Source organism: Salinimicrobium tongyeongense (assembly GCF_026109735.1).
GTDB classification, from domain to species: Bacteria; Bacteroidota; Bacteroidia; order Flavobacteriales; family Flavobacteriaceae; genus Salinimicrobium; species Salinimicrobium tongyeongense.
Window position 1 is genome coordinate 858,501 of sequence record NZ_CP069620.1, and the last position, 15,409, is coordinate 873,909.

Annotated in this window: 12 protein-coding genes and 5 tRNA genes; all 17 read right to left on the minus strand. The window is 41.8% G+C overall.

Annotated elements, in window-relative coordinates:
* Positions 1-64 precede the first annotated feature (64 nt).
* The 17 genes from rpoC to rpsU all read right to left on the minus strand — a co-directional run bounded on the left by rpoC (position 65) and on the right by rpsU (position 15,307).
* The gene (rpoC, locus tag JRG66_RS03780) at positions 65-4,366 is read right to left on the minus strand and encodes a DNA-directed RNA polymerase subunit beta' (protein WP_265164408.1); all 4,302 of its coding nucleotides are present in this window, start codon (positions 4,364-4,366) and stop codon (positions 65-67) included.
* Positions 4,367-4,454: 88 nt separating this feature from the next.
* On the minus strand, positions 4,455-8,267 hold the full coding sequence (gene rpoB, locus JRG66_RS03785) for a DNA-directed RNA polymerase subunit beta (protein WP_265164409.1): 3,813 nt from the start codon (positions 8,265-8,267) through the stop codon (positions 4,455-4,457).
* 132 nt (positions 8,268-8,399) lie between these two features.
* Entirely contained in the window at positions 8,400-8,777 is a 378-nt protein-coding gene (gene rplL, locus JRG66_RS03790) for a 50S ribosomal protein L7/L12 (protein WP_265164410.1), read from the minus strand.
* A gap of 57 nt (positions 8,778-8,834) precedes the next feature.
* Positions 8,835-9,356: a 50S ribosomal protein L10 gene (gene rplJ, locus JRG66_RS03795; protein WP_265164411.1), complete on the minus strand. Its 522-nt coding sequence runs from the start codon at positions 9,354-9,356 to the stop codon at positions 8,835-8,837.
* Between the two features lie 12 nt (positions 9,357-9,368).
* Positions 9,369-10,067 carry a 50S ribosomal protein L1 gene (gene rplA / locus JRG66_RS03800; RefSeq protein ID WP_265164412.1) on the minus strand — a complete coding sequence of 233 codons (699 nt, stop codon included), beginning with the start codon at positions 10,065-10,067 and terminating at the stop codon, positions 9,369-9,371.
* Positions 10,068-10,085: 18 nt separating this feature from the next.
* Positions 10,086-10,523, minus strand: a complete 438-nt coding sequence (rplK, locus tag JRG66_RS03805) for a 50S ribosomal protein L11 (RefSeq protein ID WP_265164413.1) — start codon at positions 10,521-10,523, stop codon at positions 10,086-10,088.
* Positions 10,524-10,599: 76 nt separating this feature from the next.
* On the minus strand, positions 10,600-11,151 hold the full coding sequence (gene nusG / locus JRG66_RS03810) for a transcription termination/antitermination protein NusG (RefSeq protein ID WP_029035716.1): 552 nt from the start codon (positions 11,149-11,151) through the stop codon (positions 10,600-10,602).
* An 11-nt stretch (positions 11,152-11,162) separates the two neighbouring features.
* Complete coding sequence (gene secE, locus JRG66_RS03815; RefSeq protein WP_265164414.1) at positions 11,163-11,360, minus strand: preprotein translocase subunit SecE; 198 nt, start codon at positions 11,358-11,360, stop codon at positions 11,163-11,165.
* 137 nt (positions 11,361-11,497) lie between these two features.
* Positions 11,498-11,570, minus strand: a tRNA-Trp gene (locus tag JRG66_RS03820).
* Between the two features lie 57 nt (positions 11,571-11,627).
* Positions 11,628-12,815 carry an elongation factor Tu gene (gene tuf / locus JRG66_RS03825; RefSeq protein WP_265164415.1) on the minus strand — a complete coding sequence of 396 codons (1,188 nt, stop codon included), beginning with the start codon at positions 12,813-12,815 and terminating at the stop codon, positions 11,628-11,630.
* A 58-nt stretch (positions 12,816-12,873) separates the two neighbouring features.
* Positions 12,874-12,945, minus strand: a tRNA-Thr gene (locus JRG66_RS03830).
* Positions 12,946-13,231: 286 nt separating this feature from the next.
* Positions 13,232-13,304, minus strand: a tRNA-Gly gene (locus tag JRG66_RS03835).
* A gap of 76 nt (positions 13,305-13,380) precedes the next feature.
* Positions 13,381-13,463: transfer RNA gene (locus JRG66_RS03840), tRNA-Tyr, on the minus strand.
* 149 nt (positions 13,464-13,612) lie between these two features.
* Positions 13,613-13,686, minus strand: a tRNA-Thr gene (locus tag JRG66_RS03845).
* Between the two features lie 97 nt (positions 13,687-13,783).
* Positions 13,784-14,089 (minus strand): ribosome hibernation-promoting factor, HPF/YfiA family, encoded by a 306-nt coding sequence (hpf, locus tag JRG66_RS03850; RefSeq protein WP_265164416.1) that lies wholly within the window; start codon positions 14,087-14,089, stop codon positions 13,784-13,786.
* Positions 14,090-14,118: 29 nt separating this feature from the next.
* Complete coding sequence (locus JRG66_RS03855) at positions 14,119-15,024, minus strand: tyrosine-type recombinase/integrase (protein WP_265164417.1); 906 nt, start codon at positions 15,022-15,024, stop codon at positions 14,119-14,121.
* An 88-nt stretch (positions 15,025-15,112) separates the two neighbouring features.
* Complete coding sequence (rpsU, locus tag JRG66_RS03860; RefSeq protein ID WP_029035711.1) at positions 15,113-15,307, minus strand: 30S ribosomal protein S21; 195 nt, start codon at positions 15,305-15,307, stop codon at positions 15,113-15,115.
* Positions 15,308-15,409 lie beyond the last annotated feature (102 nt).

Consider the following 15,409-nt stretch of genomic DNA (forward strand, 5'->3'; position numbering starts at 1 on the left):
GTTTTTAAAAACCTGTGAGGCCCACTCTTTTATATAAAAAAAGGCCGCTTTCGCGGCCTTTTTCTTAGTTATAATTTACTTCCTGCTTTTTCTCAAGCATTTCGTCAAATTCTTCTTTAGAACCAACAATGATATGTTCGTACTCACGAAGACCTGTACCGGCAGGGATTCTGTGACCAACAATAACATTTTCTTTTAGTCCTTCGAGTTCATCAACCTTACCACTTACAGCTGCTTCGTTAAGTACTTTCGTAGTTTCCTGGAAGGATGCCGCAGAAATAAATGACTTGGTTTGCAGTGACGCACGGGTAATACCCTGTAGTACCGGAGTTGCTGTTGCAGGAATTACTTCCCTTGCAGTAACAAGATTCTTGTCCTCTCTTCTAAGGATAGAATTCTCATCCCTCAACTCACGTGGAGTAACAAGTTGCCCCGGTTTCAGGTTCTCTGAATCTCCGGCGTCTTCAACCACTTTCATTCCAAAGATCTCATCGTTCTCCTCGGTGAAGTCATCCTTGTGCACCAATTGGTTTTCAAGGAAGATAGTATCACCCGGATCTACGATTCTTACTTTACGCATCATCTGTCTTACAACTACCTCAAAGTGCTTATCGTTGATCTTCACTCCCTGTAGTCTATAAACTTCCTGAACTTCGTTCACAAGGTACTGTTGTACAGCACTTGGGCCTTTAATTGCAAGAATGTCTTCAGGAGTTACAGATCCGTCAGAAAGTGGCATTCCGGCACGTACGTAGTCATTCTCCTGAACAAGGATCTGGTTAGAAAGCTTCACAAGATACTTCTTAACTTCTCCAAGTTTAGATTCGATAATGATCTCGCGGTTACCACGTTTGATCTTTCCGAAGGAAACAACTCCGTCAATCTCACTTACAACGGCAGGGTTCGATGGGTTACGGGCTTCGAAAAGCTCGGTTACCCTTGGAAGACCTCCCGTAATATCCCCAGACTTGGAAGATTTACGTGGAATTTTCACAAGAATCTTACCTACACCAATTTTCTCATCGTTGTCTACCATAAGGTGGGCTCCAACAGGAAGGTTGTAAGAACGAATTACCTCGTCTTTCTTTCCAAGGATCTGTAGCGTTGGGATGAGCTTTTTGTTACGGCTTTCAGAAATTACTTTTTCCTGGAATCCGGTCTGCTCATCGATCTCTACCTGGTAAGTCACCCCCTGCTCGATATTCTCATACTTGATCTTACCGGCAAATTCTGAAATGATCACCCCGTTATAAGGATCCCACTGGCAAACTATATCGTCTTTGGAAACTTTGTCTCCGTTCTTTATGAAAATTTGAGATCCATAAGGAATGTTACTTGTACTAAGTACGATTCCGGATTTCTCATCTTTTAATTTCAATTCTGAAGTTCTGGAGATCACGATCTCGGCCTCACTACCATCAGGAGCTTCTCCTGTAACAGTTTTAAGGTCTTCGATCTCTGCAATACCGGGGAACTTCGCGATCAATTTATTCTCTTCAGAAATGTTTCCTGCAATACCACCCACGTGGAAGGTACGAAGGGTAAGCTGGGTACCCGGCTCTCCAATAGACTGGGCAGCTACAACTCCAACCGCTTCACCTTTTTGTACCGTTTTATTGGTAGCCAGGTTACGGCCGTAACATTTCACACAAATACCTTTTTTGGCCTCACAGGTAAGTGCAGACCTCACTTCTACGCTTTCAATTGGCGCATCGGTGATCTTCTTCACGATCTCTTCGTCAATCTCAACCCCCGAAGCTACAAGCAATTCGTTGGTTAAAGGATTGTACACATCGTGAAGTGCTGTTCTACCAAGAATACGCTCTCCAAGTGATTCTACAATCTCTTCGTTCTTCTTCAATGGTGCTACGTCTACACCCCTTAAAGTACCACAATCTTCTTCGTTAATGATCACATCCTGAGACACGTCAACCAAACGACGGGTTAGGTAACCTGCATCGGCAGTTTTAAGAGCCGTATCGGCAAGACCTTTACGGGCACCGTGAGTAGAGATAAAGTATTCAAGAATCGAAAGACCTTCCTTAAAGTTAGAAAGAATAGGGTTCTCGATAATTTCACCACCTCCTGAAGTAGATTTTTTAGGCTTGGCCATCAATCCACGCATACCGGTTAACTGACGGATCTGTTCTTTAGATCCCCTCGCACCGGAGTCAAGCATCATAAACACAGAGTTAAATCCCTGCTGGTCTTCACGAATACGCTTCATGGCCAATTCCGTTAAGCCGGCGTTCGTTGAAGTCCAGATATCAATAACCTGGTTATAACGTTCGTTGTTTGTGATAAGACCCATGTTATAGTTGCCAATAATACCTTCTACCTGCTGGTTGGCTTCATCGATCATGCTCTGCTTCTCTGCAGGAATGATGATATCTCCAAGGCTGAAGGAAAGACCACCGCGATAAGCGTAACCATAACCCATTTCCTTAATAGCATCAAGGAATTCGGCAGTTTCAGGAACACTTGTCACTTTCAGGATGTTTCCGATGATATCACGAAGCGACTTTTTAGTAAGTACTTCATTGATATATCCGGCTTTTTCGGGTACTGCCTGGTTAAACAATACTCTTCCCACGGTTGTTTCAATGATCTGGTACACAAGTTCTCCGGCTTCATTGAAATCTTTTGTCCTTATCTTGATAATGGCATTAAGTTCAACCATTTTCTGGTTGTAAGCAATAACCACCTCTTCGGGAGAATAGAAAGTAAGGCCTTCCCCTTTTACCGGCCTTTCTTCGGTAGATTTCCTTGACTTGGTCATATAATAAAGACCAAGCACCATATCCTGAGAAGGAACAGTTACAGGAGAACCGTTAGCCGGGTTAAGGATGTTGTGAGAACCTAACATTAACAGCTGAGCCTCGAGGATAGCCTCTGGGCCTAGCGGAAGGTGAACCGCCATTTGATCCCCATCAAAGTCGGCGTTGAATGCAGTACACGCCAATGGGTGTAACTGGATCGCCTTACCTTCAATAAGTTTAGGCTGGAATGCCTGGATACCAAGCCTGTGAAGGGTTGGGGCCCGGTTTAGCAACACAGGGTGCCCTTTCAACACGTTCTCAAGAATATCCCAAACAACAGGTTCTTTCTTATCTATAATTTTCTTGGCAGACTTTACGGTCTTAACAATACCTCTTTCGATCAGTTTTCTAATCACAAAAGGTTTGTACAGCTCGGCTGCCATGTCTTTTGGAAGACCACATTCGTAGAACTTTAGTTCAGGCCCCACAACAATTACCGAACGTGCCGAATAATCTACACGCTTACCAAGCAGGTTTTGACGGAAACGCCCCTGTTTTCCTTTTAAGGAATCAGAAAGGGATTTCAACGGCCTGTTGGAATCAGTTTTTACTGCGGAAGATTTACGGGTGTTATCAAACAAAGAATCTACAGATTCCTGAAGCATACGCTTCTCGTTACGAAGGATCACTTCAGGAGCTTTGATCTCCATCAATCTCTTCAAACGGTTGTTACGGATAATCACACGACGATAAAGGTCGTTAAGATCTGAAGTCGCGAAACGCCCTCCATCAAGCGGCACCAACGGACGCAATTCCGGCGGAATAATTGGAATTACTTTCATGATCATCCACTCAGGACGGTTTTCGCGGTTCTTATTTGCATCACGAAGTGCTTCCACCACCTGAAGTCTCTTAAGAGCTTCAGTTTTACGCTGCTTGGAAGTTTCGTTGTTCGCTTTATGCCTCAACTCATAAGAAAGGGAATCAAGGTCAATGCGCTGCAGGATATCGATAAGACATTCTGCACCCATTTTAGCGATAAATTTATTCGGGTCGCTTTCATCCAGGTAAAGGTTTTCCTGCGGAAGGGTATCGAGAATGTTCAAGTACTCTTCTTCGGTAAGGAAATCCATCTTCTTCAACGGCGATCCATCTTCATTCTTGGCAATACCCGGCTGAATTACCACGTATCTCTCGTAGTAAATAATCATGTCTAACTTCTTGGAAGGAAGACCTAACAGGTAACCAATTTTGTTTGGTAAAGAACGGAAGTACCAGATGTGTGCCACAGGAACCACAAGGTTGATATGCCCCACGCGATCTCTACGCACTTTCTTTTCAGTCACCTCTACACCACATCTATCACACACGATCCCTTTGTAGCGAATCCTTTTGTACTTTCCGCAGGCACACTCATAATCCTTTACAGGACCAAAAATACGCTCACAGAAAAGCCCATCCCTCTCGGGTTTGTGCGTACGATAATTGATAGTTTCAGGCTTTAGGACCTCCCCGCGTGATTCGGCAAGAATCGACTCAGGAGAAGCTAAACCTATAGAGATCTTGTTAAACCTCTGTACTGTATTCTTATCATTATTTCTAGCCATAATACTTTTTATGTAGTAATCAGTATTCAGTAAACAGCATTCAGCAAAAACATACCGGACACTGTTTACTGCCCACTGGTGACTTTTTTTATTCTTCTAATCTAATATCTAATCCCAGACCTTTCAATTCGTGCATCAATACGTTGAAAGATTCAGGTAGTCCAGGTTCTGGCATTGGCTCACCTTTTACAATGGCTTCATAAGTTTTGGCTCTTCCTATTACATCATCAGACTTCACAGTTAAGATTTCACGAAGGGTTGCAGAAGCACCATAAGCTTCAAGCGCCCAAACTTCCATCTCTCCAAAACGCTGACCTCCAAACTGGGCTTTACCACCAAGTGGCTGCTGCGTGATCAATGAGTAAGGCCCAATAGAACGAGCGTGCATCTTATCATCAATCATGTGGCCCAACTTAAGCATGTAAATCACCCCAACAGTTGCAGGCTGGTCAAATCGATCTCCGGTACCACCATCATAAAGATAGGTATGACCGAATCTTGGAATTCCCGCTTCATCTGTCAGTTCATTGATCTGATCAATAGTCGCACCATCAAAGATTGGAGTAGCATATTTTCTACCCAATTTTTGTCCGGCCCATCCAAGTACAGTCTCATAGATCTGCCCAATGTTCATACGTGAAGGTACCCCAAGTGGGTTCAATACGATATCAACAGGTGTACCATCTTCAAGGAACGGCATATCTTCCTGGCGAACTATACGGGCAACAATACCTTTGTTACCGTGACGTCCTGCCATTTTATCCCCTACTTTAAGCTTACGTTTCTTAGCGATGTATACTTTAGCAAGTTTGATAATACCAGAAGGAAGTTCATCTCCCACAGAAATAGTGAATTTCTCTCTTCTCAAGTTACCCTGAATATCATTTTCCTTGATACGGTAATTGTGAAGAAGATCGGCCACCAAAGCGTTCAGGTGATCATCGGTAGTCCACGTACCTTGGGTAAGGTGGGCATAATCATCAACTGCATTAAGCATCTTCTGGGTATACTTCTTACCTTTTGGAAGGATCTCTTCCCCAAGGTCGTTCATTACACCCTGGGCAGTTTTACCTCCAATGATAGCGAATAGCTTATCTACCAGTTCACTCTTTAAAATGGCAAATTTCGCTTCATATTTTTTCTCAAGTACGGCAACATCTTCTTTATCCTGAGCTCTTTTGCGCTTGTCTTTAATAGCGCGTGCGAATAATTTTTTATCAATTACCACACCTCTCAATGAAGGAGAAGCTTTAAGAGAAGCATCTTTTACATCACCGGCTTTATCACCAAAGATTGCTCTAAGAAGTTTTTCTTCGGGGGTTGGATCGCTTTCTCCTTTTGGAGTGATCTTACCAATAAGAATATCTCCCGGCTTCACTTCGGCTCCAATCCTGATCATTCCATTTTCATCAAGGTCTTTTGTAGCCTCTTCAGAAACGTTTGGAATATCATTAGTCAATTCTTCATTTCCAAGTTTGGTATCTCTAACTTCAAGAGAATACTCGTCGATGTGAATAGAAGTAAAGATGTCATCTCTAACAACTTTTTCTGAAATCACAATCGCATCCTCAAAGTTATAGCCTTTCCATGGCATGAAAGCCACTTTCATGTTACGTCCAAGAGCAAGTTCCCCTGCTTCGGTAGCGTAACCCTGACAAAGTACCTGTCCTTTGCTCACCCTGTCTCCTACTCTTACGATAGGCTTCAGGTTGATAGAAGTTCCCTGGTTGGTTTTTCTGAATTTAACCAGCTCATAAGTTTTAGAATCTGAGTCAAAGCTTACCATGCGCTCTTCTTCAGTTCTATCGTACTTAATGATAATCTTTTGAGCATCTACGTACTCTACAGTTCCTTCTCCTTCAGCATTAATCAATACACGGGAATCTGTAGCTACCTGTCTTTCAAGCCCTGTACCAACGATAGGAGAATCCACTCGCAATAACGGCACGGCCTGGCGCATCATGTTAGACCCCATCAAGGCACGGTTCGCATCATCGTGCTCCAAAAATGGAATTAGCGAAGCAGAGATAGAAGCGATCTGGTTTGGAGCAACGTCCATGTAGTGAACCTGCGTAGGCTCAACAACAGGGAAGTCACCTTCTTCACGTGCAATAACCCTATCGGCTTCAATAGTACCATCATCACTCATTGCGATGTTCGCCTGGGCGATCATCTTGTCTTCCTCTTCTTCGGCACTTAGATATCTTGGCTCATCGGCAACATTCACTTTACCGTTAATTACTTCTCGGTAAGGAGTTTCAAGGAATCCCATTGAATTCACTTTAGCATAAGCCGAAAGTGAAGAAATAAGACCGATGTTTGGTCCCTCTGGTGTTTCAATAGGACAAAGCCTTCCATAGTGCGTATAGTGAACGTCACGTACCTCGAACCCTGCTCTTTCCCTTGAAAGACCACCAGGCCCAAGAGCCGAAAGACGACGCTTATGCGTAATCTCTGCAAGCGGGTTGGTTTGGTCCATGAACTGAGACAACTGGTTGGTACCAAAGAAAGAATTGATCACAGAAGACAAAGTCTTTGCATTGATCAAGTCTATTGGAGTAAATACCTCGTTGTCACGTACATTCATTCTTTCACGAATGGTACGTGCCATACGGGCAAGACCTACACCAAACTGCTGCGACAGCTGCTCTCCTACTGTTCTTACCCTACGGTTAGACAGGTGGTCAATATCATCAACCTCTGCCTTTGAGTTAATAAGTTCAATAAGGTATTTAACAATGGTAATGATGTCTTCACGGGTAAGCACCTGCTTATCCATGGCGATATCAAGACCAAGTTTTTTGTTCATTCTGTAACGACCTACTTCCCCAAGGTTGTAACGCTGGTCTGAGAAGAACAATTTGTCAATAATTCCGCGTGCAGTTTCCTCATCTGGCGGTTCTGCATTACGAAGTTGACGGTATATGTGTTCAACCGCTTCCTTTTCGGAGTTGGTTGGGTCTTTTTGTAATGTATTGTGGATAATAGCATAATCACCGGTTTGGTTATCCTCTTTGTGAAGCAGGATAGTTTTTGAACCGGTTTCTAATATCTCTTCAATATGTTCTTTTTCAAGAACAGTATCACGATCTAAAACAATTTCGTTACGTTCAATTGAAACCACCTCTCCAGTATCTTCATCAACAAAATCTTCATACCAGGTGTTCAATACACGTGCGGCCAGTTTACGGCCAAGGATCTTTTTAAGTCCGGTTTTGGAAACTTTCACCTCTTCAGCAAGGTCAAAGATTTCCAGAATATCTTTATCGCGCTCAAAACCTATGGCGCGGAAAAGGGTAGTAACAGGTAATTTTTTCTTCCTATCGATATAAGCGTACATCACGCTGTTGATATCGGTAGCGAATTCAATCCAGGATCCTTTAAAAGGAATTACACGGGCAGAATAAAGTTTTGTCCCGTTTGCATGAAAGGATTGTCCAAAGAATACTCCGGGAGACCGGTGCAACTGAGAAACGACTACGCGCTCAGCTCCATTGATACAAAAGGTCCCGCTTGGGGTCATATAAGGTATCGTCCCAAGGTACACATCCTGAACAATAGTTTCAAAATCCTCGTGTTCGGGGTCTGTACAATAAAGCTTTAACCGTGCTTTAAGCGGTACACTATAGGTCAATCCACGCTCGATACACTCTTGCAGGGAGTATCGCGGCGGGTCCACAAAATAGTCTAAAAATTCTAGTACGAATTGGTTACGGGTGTCCGTAATGGGAAAGTTCTCCATGAAGGTATTGTATAAACCTTCATTTCCTCTTTCTTCTGATTTCGTTTCTAATTGAAAGAAGTCCTGGAATGACTTGATTTGGATATCCAAAAAGTCGGGATAAGCAGGCCTGTTCTTTACAGAAGAGAAACTCAATCTTTCAGTTTGCGTTGCTAACATCAATGGACGGAATTATGTTATTATAATAAAATGGGTGCGAAATAAACAGGAAATGTTTATATACGCAAAATGGTTTAGACCTCAGAGAACCTAATCTCCGGGTCTAAACCTATATGTGTCTGTGGGTTTAGCTTATTTAAGCTCAACCTCAGCTCCTGCTTCTTCTAACTGTGCTTTTAATGCTTCAGCTTCGTCTTTAGCCACTCCCTCTTTTACTGGTTTTGGAGCACCATCTACCAATTCTTTAGCATCTTTCAAACCAAGACCGGTAAGTTCTTTTACTAATTTTACTACGGCTAGTTTAGATCCACCCGGAGCTTTAAGGATTACGTCAAACTCAGACTGCTCTTCAGCGGCTTCTTCACCACCAGCAGCAGCTCCACCAGCAACAGCAACAGCTGCAGCAGCAGGCTCAATACCGTATTCCTCTTTCAAAATATCAGCTAACTCATTAACTTCTTTTACTGTCAAGTTAACCAATTGTTCTGCAAAATCTTTTAAATCTGCCATTTTCTATCGTTTTTAAAATGTAATGTAATTTATATTTGTTAAAAAGTGCGTACTAAATTATCCTTCTTTTTCTGAAAGGGTCTTAAGAATTCCTGCGATTTTACCACCACCTGATTTAAGTGCCGAAATAACATTTTTGGCAGGTGATTGTAGCAATCCAACAATATCTCCAATAACTTCTTCCTTAGATTTGATGCTAACCAGGGTATCCAGTTTATCATCTCCAATAAAGATAGCCTCTTCAATAAACGCGCCTTTTAGTAAAGGACGGTCAGATTTTTTTCTGAATTCTTTAATTACTTTAGCCGGAGCATTTCCTGTTTCAGAAAACATGATGGAAGTATTTCCTTTCAAAATAGAAGGAAGATCTCCAAAATCTTTACCTGAACTTTCCATGGCCTTAGCCAAAAGTGTGTTCTTAACTACCGCAAGTTTTACGTTCGCCTTAAAACAAGCTCTACGCAGGTTTGATGTATTCAATGCATTTAAGCCTGAAATATCTGCTAGGTAAATAGTGGTGTTATCAGCTAACTGGGCAGTTAAATCTTCAATTACTCTTGATTTTTCTTCTCTTGTCATAATCCAATATTATTATTGCTCAGTGAACCTTTTAGTATCAATCTCAACACTAGGACTCATAGTGCTTGACAGGTGGATACTTTTAATATACACACCTTTAGCAGCCGTAGGTTTCAATTTTACCAGGGTAGTTAATAATTCTCTTGCGTTACCTGCTATTTTCTCAGCCTCGAAAGAAGCCTTTCCAATACCGGCATGAACAATACCTGTCTTATCTACTTTGAAATCGATCTTACCGGCTTTCACATCAGATACTGCCTTGGCAACATCCATAGTTACAGTTCCGGTTTTTGGGTTTGGCATTAAGCCTCTTGGCCCAAGGATACGTCCTAAAGGTCCTAATTTACCCATTACGCTGGGCATAGTGATGATCACATCAACATCTGTCCACCCGCCTTTGATCTTATCAAGGTATTCATCTAAACCAACATAATCTGCACCGGCTTCTTTAGCCTCTGCTTCCTTATCTGGAGTAACAAGGGCCAGCACCTTAACATCTTTACCGGTACCGTGAGGTAGAGTAACTACGCCACGCACCATTTGATTAGCCTTACGCGGATCTACGTTCAAACGAACTGCGATATCCACAGAAGGATCAAAATTCACATTGGTTATGTCTTTTATTAAAGCCGAAGCCTCTGCAACCGAATAGGTCTTGCCTTTTTCAATCTTAGATTGTGCTTCCTTTTGCTTTTTAGTCAATCTTGCCATTTCTAATTTCTTTTTGGATTAAAAAGGTGCCTGTCCTTTTACAGTAATTCCCATAGATCTTGCTGTTCCAGCTACCATCTTCATTGCAGATTCTATAGTAAATGCATTTAGATCCTGCATTTTATCTTCAGCAATGGTTCTTACCTGATCCCAAGAAACACTAGCTATTTTCTTACGGTTTGGCTCGCCAGAACCCTTTTTAGCTTTTGCAGCTTCCAAAATCTGAACTGCAGCCGGTGGAGTTTTAATTACAAAGTCAAAAGACTTGTCTTTGTACACTGTAATAACAACAGGCAATATTTTTCCCTGCTTATCCTGGGTTCTTCCGTTAAATTGCTTACAGAACTCCATGATATTAACTCCGGCAGCACCTAAAGCTGGTCCAACTGGTGGTGATGGGTTAGCAGCACCTCCGCGAACTTGTAACTTAACAACCTTACTTACTTCTTTTGCCATTTTATTAATTTTAAGATGATAGTTTTGTTAGTGGAAGCATACTAAAACTATCCAAAAATATATAGTGTAACAGTTATTATACTTTTTCTACCTGCATATAGCTAAGCTCAAGCGGAGTCTTTCTACCAAAGATCTTTACCATAACTTCAAGCTTACGCTTCTCTTCATTGATCTTTTCAACTGTACCATTGAACCCGTTAAAAGGCCCGTCAATTACTTTTATGGTCTCCCCAATAGTAAATGGTATGGCAACATTATCTGCCTTGACAGAAAGTTCATCTACCTTACCAAGCATTCTGTTAACTTCAGACTTCCTAAGCGGCACAGGATCCCCTCCTTTAGTTTCACCAAGAAATCCAATAACTCCATTGATAGATTTGATGATGTGAGGTATCTCACCACCAATATTAGCAAGAATCATCACATAGCCCGGAAAGTAAACGCGCTCCTTATTCACCTTTTTACCATTCCTTATCTGAATGACCTTTTCGGTTGGAACAAGAACCTCTTCAATAAAATCTTCAAGGCCTTCATGAGCGATTTCCCGCTCAATATATTCTTTAACTTTATTTTCCTGTCCGCTTACGGCACGAACTACATACCATTTTTTGTCTTTCACCTCTGCCATAGCAATATTATTTACGATTTAATCCACTCAAAATATTGCTCTATCGCCCCACTAAAAACAGTATCTACACCCCAGATCAACAATGCAAACACTATTGAGAACACAACCACAACTACAGTCAGTTTTTGAGCTTCAGCCCAGCTTGGCCATGTTACGTGGTTCTTCAATTCATTATAGGACTCCGAAATGTAATTTGATATTCCTGCCATGGTATTAATTTTTTCAGCTTAATAAGTCATTAAGCACCGGCCCCTCTGCAATATCACCTCCTGTTTTGGAAAGAATTTGGTGGCCATGTGGTTGATCACTATTATTAAAAAGAGGTTTATATCGACCACTCTTTATGCACGGGTTGAGAGACTCGAACTCCCGACACCTGGTTTTGGAGACCAGTGCTCTACCAACTGAGCTAAACCCGTAAATATAAGTCAAGGTATTCACCGGGGTGAATACCTCAACTTTTATACTAAACTATATTAGTCTAAAATTTCAGTAACCTGACCAGCACCTACAGTTCTACCACCTTCACGGATAGCGAAACGCAGACCAACGTTCATTGCAATTGGCTGGATAAGATCTACAGTAATTGTAAGGTTATCACCTGGCATTACCATTTCAACGCCTTCAGGAAGGTTAATTGTTCCTGTTACGTCAGTTGTACGTACGTAGAACTGAGGACGGTAGTTGTTGTGGAATGGAGTGTGACGTCCACCTTCTTCTTTCTTAAGGATATAAACCTCAGCTTTGAATTTAGCGTGTGGAGTTACAGATCCTGGCTTAGTAATTACCATACCACGAGAGATCTGGCTCTTTTCAATACCTCTAAGAAGAAGACCAACGTTATCACCAGCCTCACCCCTATCTAGGATCTTACGGAACATCTCAACCCCTGTAATTGTAGAAGTAAGTTTTCCAGCTCCCATACCAATGATCTCAACTGGATCACCAGTGTTAGCAACACCAGTTTCGATACGACCTGTAGCAACAGTTCCACGACCAGTAATAGAGAATACATCTTCGATAGGCATTAGGAATGGCTTATCAACATCACGCTCTGGCAATTCGATCCAGGTATCAACAGCCTCCATCAACTGAAGCACAGTATCAACCCACTGCTGCTCACCCTGAAGTGCTCCAAGAGCAGATCCAGAAATAACAGGACCATTATCTCCATCATATTCGTAGAAAGAAAGAAGATCTCTAACTTCCATCTCAACTAGCTCAAGCAGCTCCTCATCATCAACAAGGTCAACTTTGTTTAAGAACACAACAATTCTTGGAATACCTACCTGGCGACCAAGAAGGATGTGCTCACGAGTTTGTGGCATAGGACCATCTGTAGCTGCAACCACAAGGATCGCACCGTCCATTTGAGCAGCACCAGTTACCATGTTCTTTACGTAATCGGCGTGACCAGGACAGTCAACGTGAGCGTAGTGACGCTTTTCAGTTGAATATTCAACGTGCGAAGAGTTAATAGTAATACCTCTTTCTTTTTCTTCCGGTGCGTTATCAATTTGATCAAAAGATCTAGCTTCTGAATAACCGGCATCAGCCATTACCTTAGTAATCGCTGCTGTTAAAGTTGTTTTTCCGTGATCTACGTGCCCAATTGTACCTATGTTAAGGTGCGGCTTGGACCGATCGTAAGTTTCCTTTGCCATAATTAATACTTATTTAATCTTAGTTATATATTAGTGTTCAATTTTACACAAACCTCAGAGCCAACGACGGGAATTGAACCCGTGACCTCTTCCTTACCAAGGAAACGCTCTACCCCTGAGCTACGTCGGCAAAAAAGCCCCCACCAAGCTACTTCTGGGGAGACGATTATAAGATTCAAAAATTCAGACCCAACTTCCAATTAACAGGAAAACACGCCCGCAGCGTGAGAACCCTTATTAAAAGAAGAGCCATCCTTCTTAGGTTCCCGGGTATTTAAGCCAAAACCTTAAACCCGAAAAAATTCATGCGGAGATATTTTTTAGCTGAAAAAAAATTCTTTTCAACCACTAAAAACCTCCTCATCTTCCTCAACACAAGCTTCTTTTCAGGGAAACCAATTTTTGGAAAGATTCAGAGCGGGAGACCGGGTTCGAACCGGCGACATTCAGCTTGGAAGGCTGACGCTCTACCAACTGAGCTACTCCCGCAATTCTCAAATCCCAAGCCTCAAGCACCAAATCCCAATTTGGTATCTGGAATTTGTTATTTGGAATTTAAATTTTGTGGGGAGAGCAGGATTCGAACCTGCGAAGTTAAAAAACAACAGATTTACAGTCTGTCCTCGTTGGCCGCTTGAGTATCTCCCCAATTAATTCTTTCAGTATTTCAGAGAACCATCGCTTTGGAATGGCTTATTTTTTGAAGCCGCAAATTAATAGAAAATTAATTTAGCAACCAAAGCTTTTTTTCAAAATTTCAAGAACTTTAAAAACCAAATTGAATTTGATTTTTTAAGAGCCGATGGAGGGACTCGAACCCACGACCTGCTGATTACAAATCAGCTGCTCTAGCCAGCTGAGCTACATCGGCAAAACTCTTTCTTTTTCACAAAAAAAGTCCGCTATTTCTAACGGACTGCAAATGTATAAATTAATATTTGTTCTCAAAACATTTGATGAAAAATATTTTAAGCTACCTGCACATTAAATTTGCGCTTGCGTTTTTGAAGCTGCCTCTCCAGCGAACTAACACATTCATCTACACCCACTTCAAATCTCCTGCCCCTCTTTTTACAAATTATTTCATCACCCGGAATACTGAGTAAAATTTCTGAAATTTTATTTTCCTTATCACTTGCTTTCTCCACTTTGAGGTACACATCGGCATAAATAACATTGTCGAAATGGTTCTCCAGCTTGTCCAGCTTTTTCTGAATAAGGTTAACCAGTTTTTGATCGGCGTGGAAGTTCACGGATTGCACATTGACTTTCATAAAAATTGAAGTTTTTAATTAGACAAATTCTATAATCCCTTCTTCTTGTTCCTTGGATGCGCATTGCGGTAGACCTTATTAAGCTCAGCCATGCTGTTGTGAGTATAAACCTGGGTGGCAGCAAGGCTGGAATGACCCAAAAGTTCTTTTACAGCATTTAAATGAGCACCCTGGTTCAATAAGTGAGTGGCAAAGGAGTGCCGCAGGATATGCGGGCTCTTCTTTAACTTACTCGAGATACCCCTAAAGTAATTATTTATTGTGCGGTAAACAAGCGAATCATAGGTTTTAACGCCTGCTGCTGTCAAAAATAAATACCCTTCAGAAATGCCATTTTCAACATCCTTCCTCTCTTTGAGATATAGCTTTAGTGTAGTCACAAGCCCGGGCAAAAGAGGCACAACCCGTTCTTTATCCCCCTTCCCTTTCACCTTCAGCAGGCCCGAAGTCAAATCAAGATCTTTCAGTTTAATTCCTATAAGCTCACTCCGCCTTATTCCCGTAGAATAAAAAAGCTCCACCATCAGTTTATTGCGGATTTGCTCAAAACCTTCGGCCTGCACCTGCCCCAGCGCCTTATCTATCTCGCTTTCAGAAAATGGCACCTGCAGCTTACGCGAAGTTTTTAAGGCCCTGTGTTTCGCCAAAGGCGAGACCTCCAGCTGCTTTGTCTTCAGAAGAAATCTATAAAAAGCCTTTAAAGAAGACACCTTACGGTTAATGCTGTTATTTGAAAGCCCCTGCTCTACCAGCTGCACAACCCAGCTGCGCACCTGGGAGTAACTTACCTGCTTAAGATCCTCCTGCCCATAAGTGGCCGCAATAAAATCGGCAAAAGATAGCAGATCGGCCCTGTAGGCCGTGATCGTATGAGCCGAATTCTTTTTCTCCAGCTCCAGGTAATCAAAAAAGGAAGTGTACAAATTTTGAGGCATAAAAAAACTGTTGACAAACAAAGTTATTAAACTTTATTTACCAACAGTTAATATTATATACCCAAGAACTCAGGCCTTGGAATTGATACTAGATCTCTTCCTGATCTCTTAGATGCTGAATGTAAGCAGCTTTTTGGATTTGAGCCCTACGTTCTACTGACGGTTTTGTGAATGCCTGACGATCTCTTAACTGACGCATAGTTCCTGTGCGATCAAATTTACGCTTGAAACGCTTCAGCGCTCTATCAATATTCTCTCCGTCTTTAACTGGTATAATTAACATAGTGTCACCTCCTTTCTTTAAAAATTATTTTCGAGCTGCAAAGATAATCGTTAATTACAAACTCACAATTTAAATTTGTTTTTATTTCTTAAAAATTCCAAG

Coding starts and splice junctions, on each gene's coding strand:
- rpoC (WP_265164408.1), bottom strand. CDS start 4,366: ATGGCTAGAAATAATGATAAGAATACAGTACAGAGGTTTAACAAGATC.
- rpoB (WP_265164409.1), bottom strand. CDS start 8,267: ATGTTAGCAACGCAAACTGAAAGATTGAGTTTCTCTTCTGTAAAGAAC.
- rplL (WP_265164410.1), bottom strand. CDS start 8,777: ATGGCAGATTTAAAAGATTTTGCAGAACAATTGGTTAACTTGACAGTA.
- rplJ (WP_265164411.1), bottom strand. CDS start 9,356: ATGACAAGAGAAGAAAAATCAAGAGTAATTGAAGATTTAACTGCCCAG.
- rplA (WP_265164412.1), bottom strand. CDS start 10,067: ATGGCAAGATTGACTAAAAAGCAAAAGGAAGCACAATCTAAGATTGAA.
- rplK (WP_265164413.1), bottom strand. CDS start 10,523: ATGGCAAAAGAAGTAAGTAAGGTTGTTAAGTTACAAGTTCGCGGAGGT.
- nusG (WP_029035716.1), bottom strand. CDS start 11,151: ATGGCAGAGGTGAAAGACAAAAAATGGTATGTAGTTCGTGCCGTAAGC.
- secE (WP_265164414.1), bottom strand. CDS start 11,360: ATGGCAGGAATATCAAATTACATTTCGGAGTCCTATAATGAATTGAAG.
- tuf (WP_265164415.1), bottom strand. CDS start 12,815: ATGGCAAAGGAAACTTACGATCGGTCCAAGCCGCACCTTAACATAGGT.
- hpf (WP_265164416.1), bottom strand. CDS start 14,089: ATGAAAGTCAATGTGCAATCCGTGAACTTCCACGCCGATCAAAAACTG.
- JRG66_RS03855 (WP_265164417.1), bottom strand. CDS start 15,024: ATGCCTCAAAATTTGTACACTTCCTTTTTTGATTACCTGGAGCTGGAG.
- rpsU (WP_029035711.1), bottom strand. CDS start 15,307: ATGTTAATTATACCAGTTAAAGACGGAGAGAATATTGATAGAGCGCTG.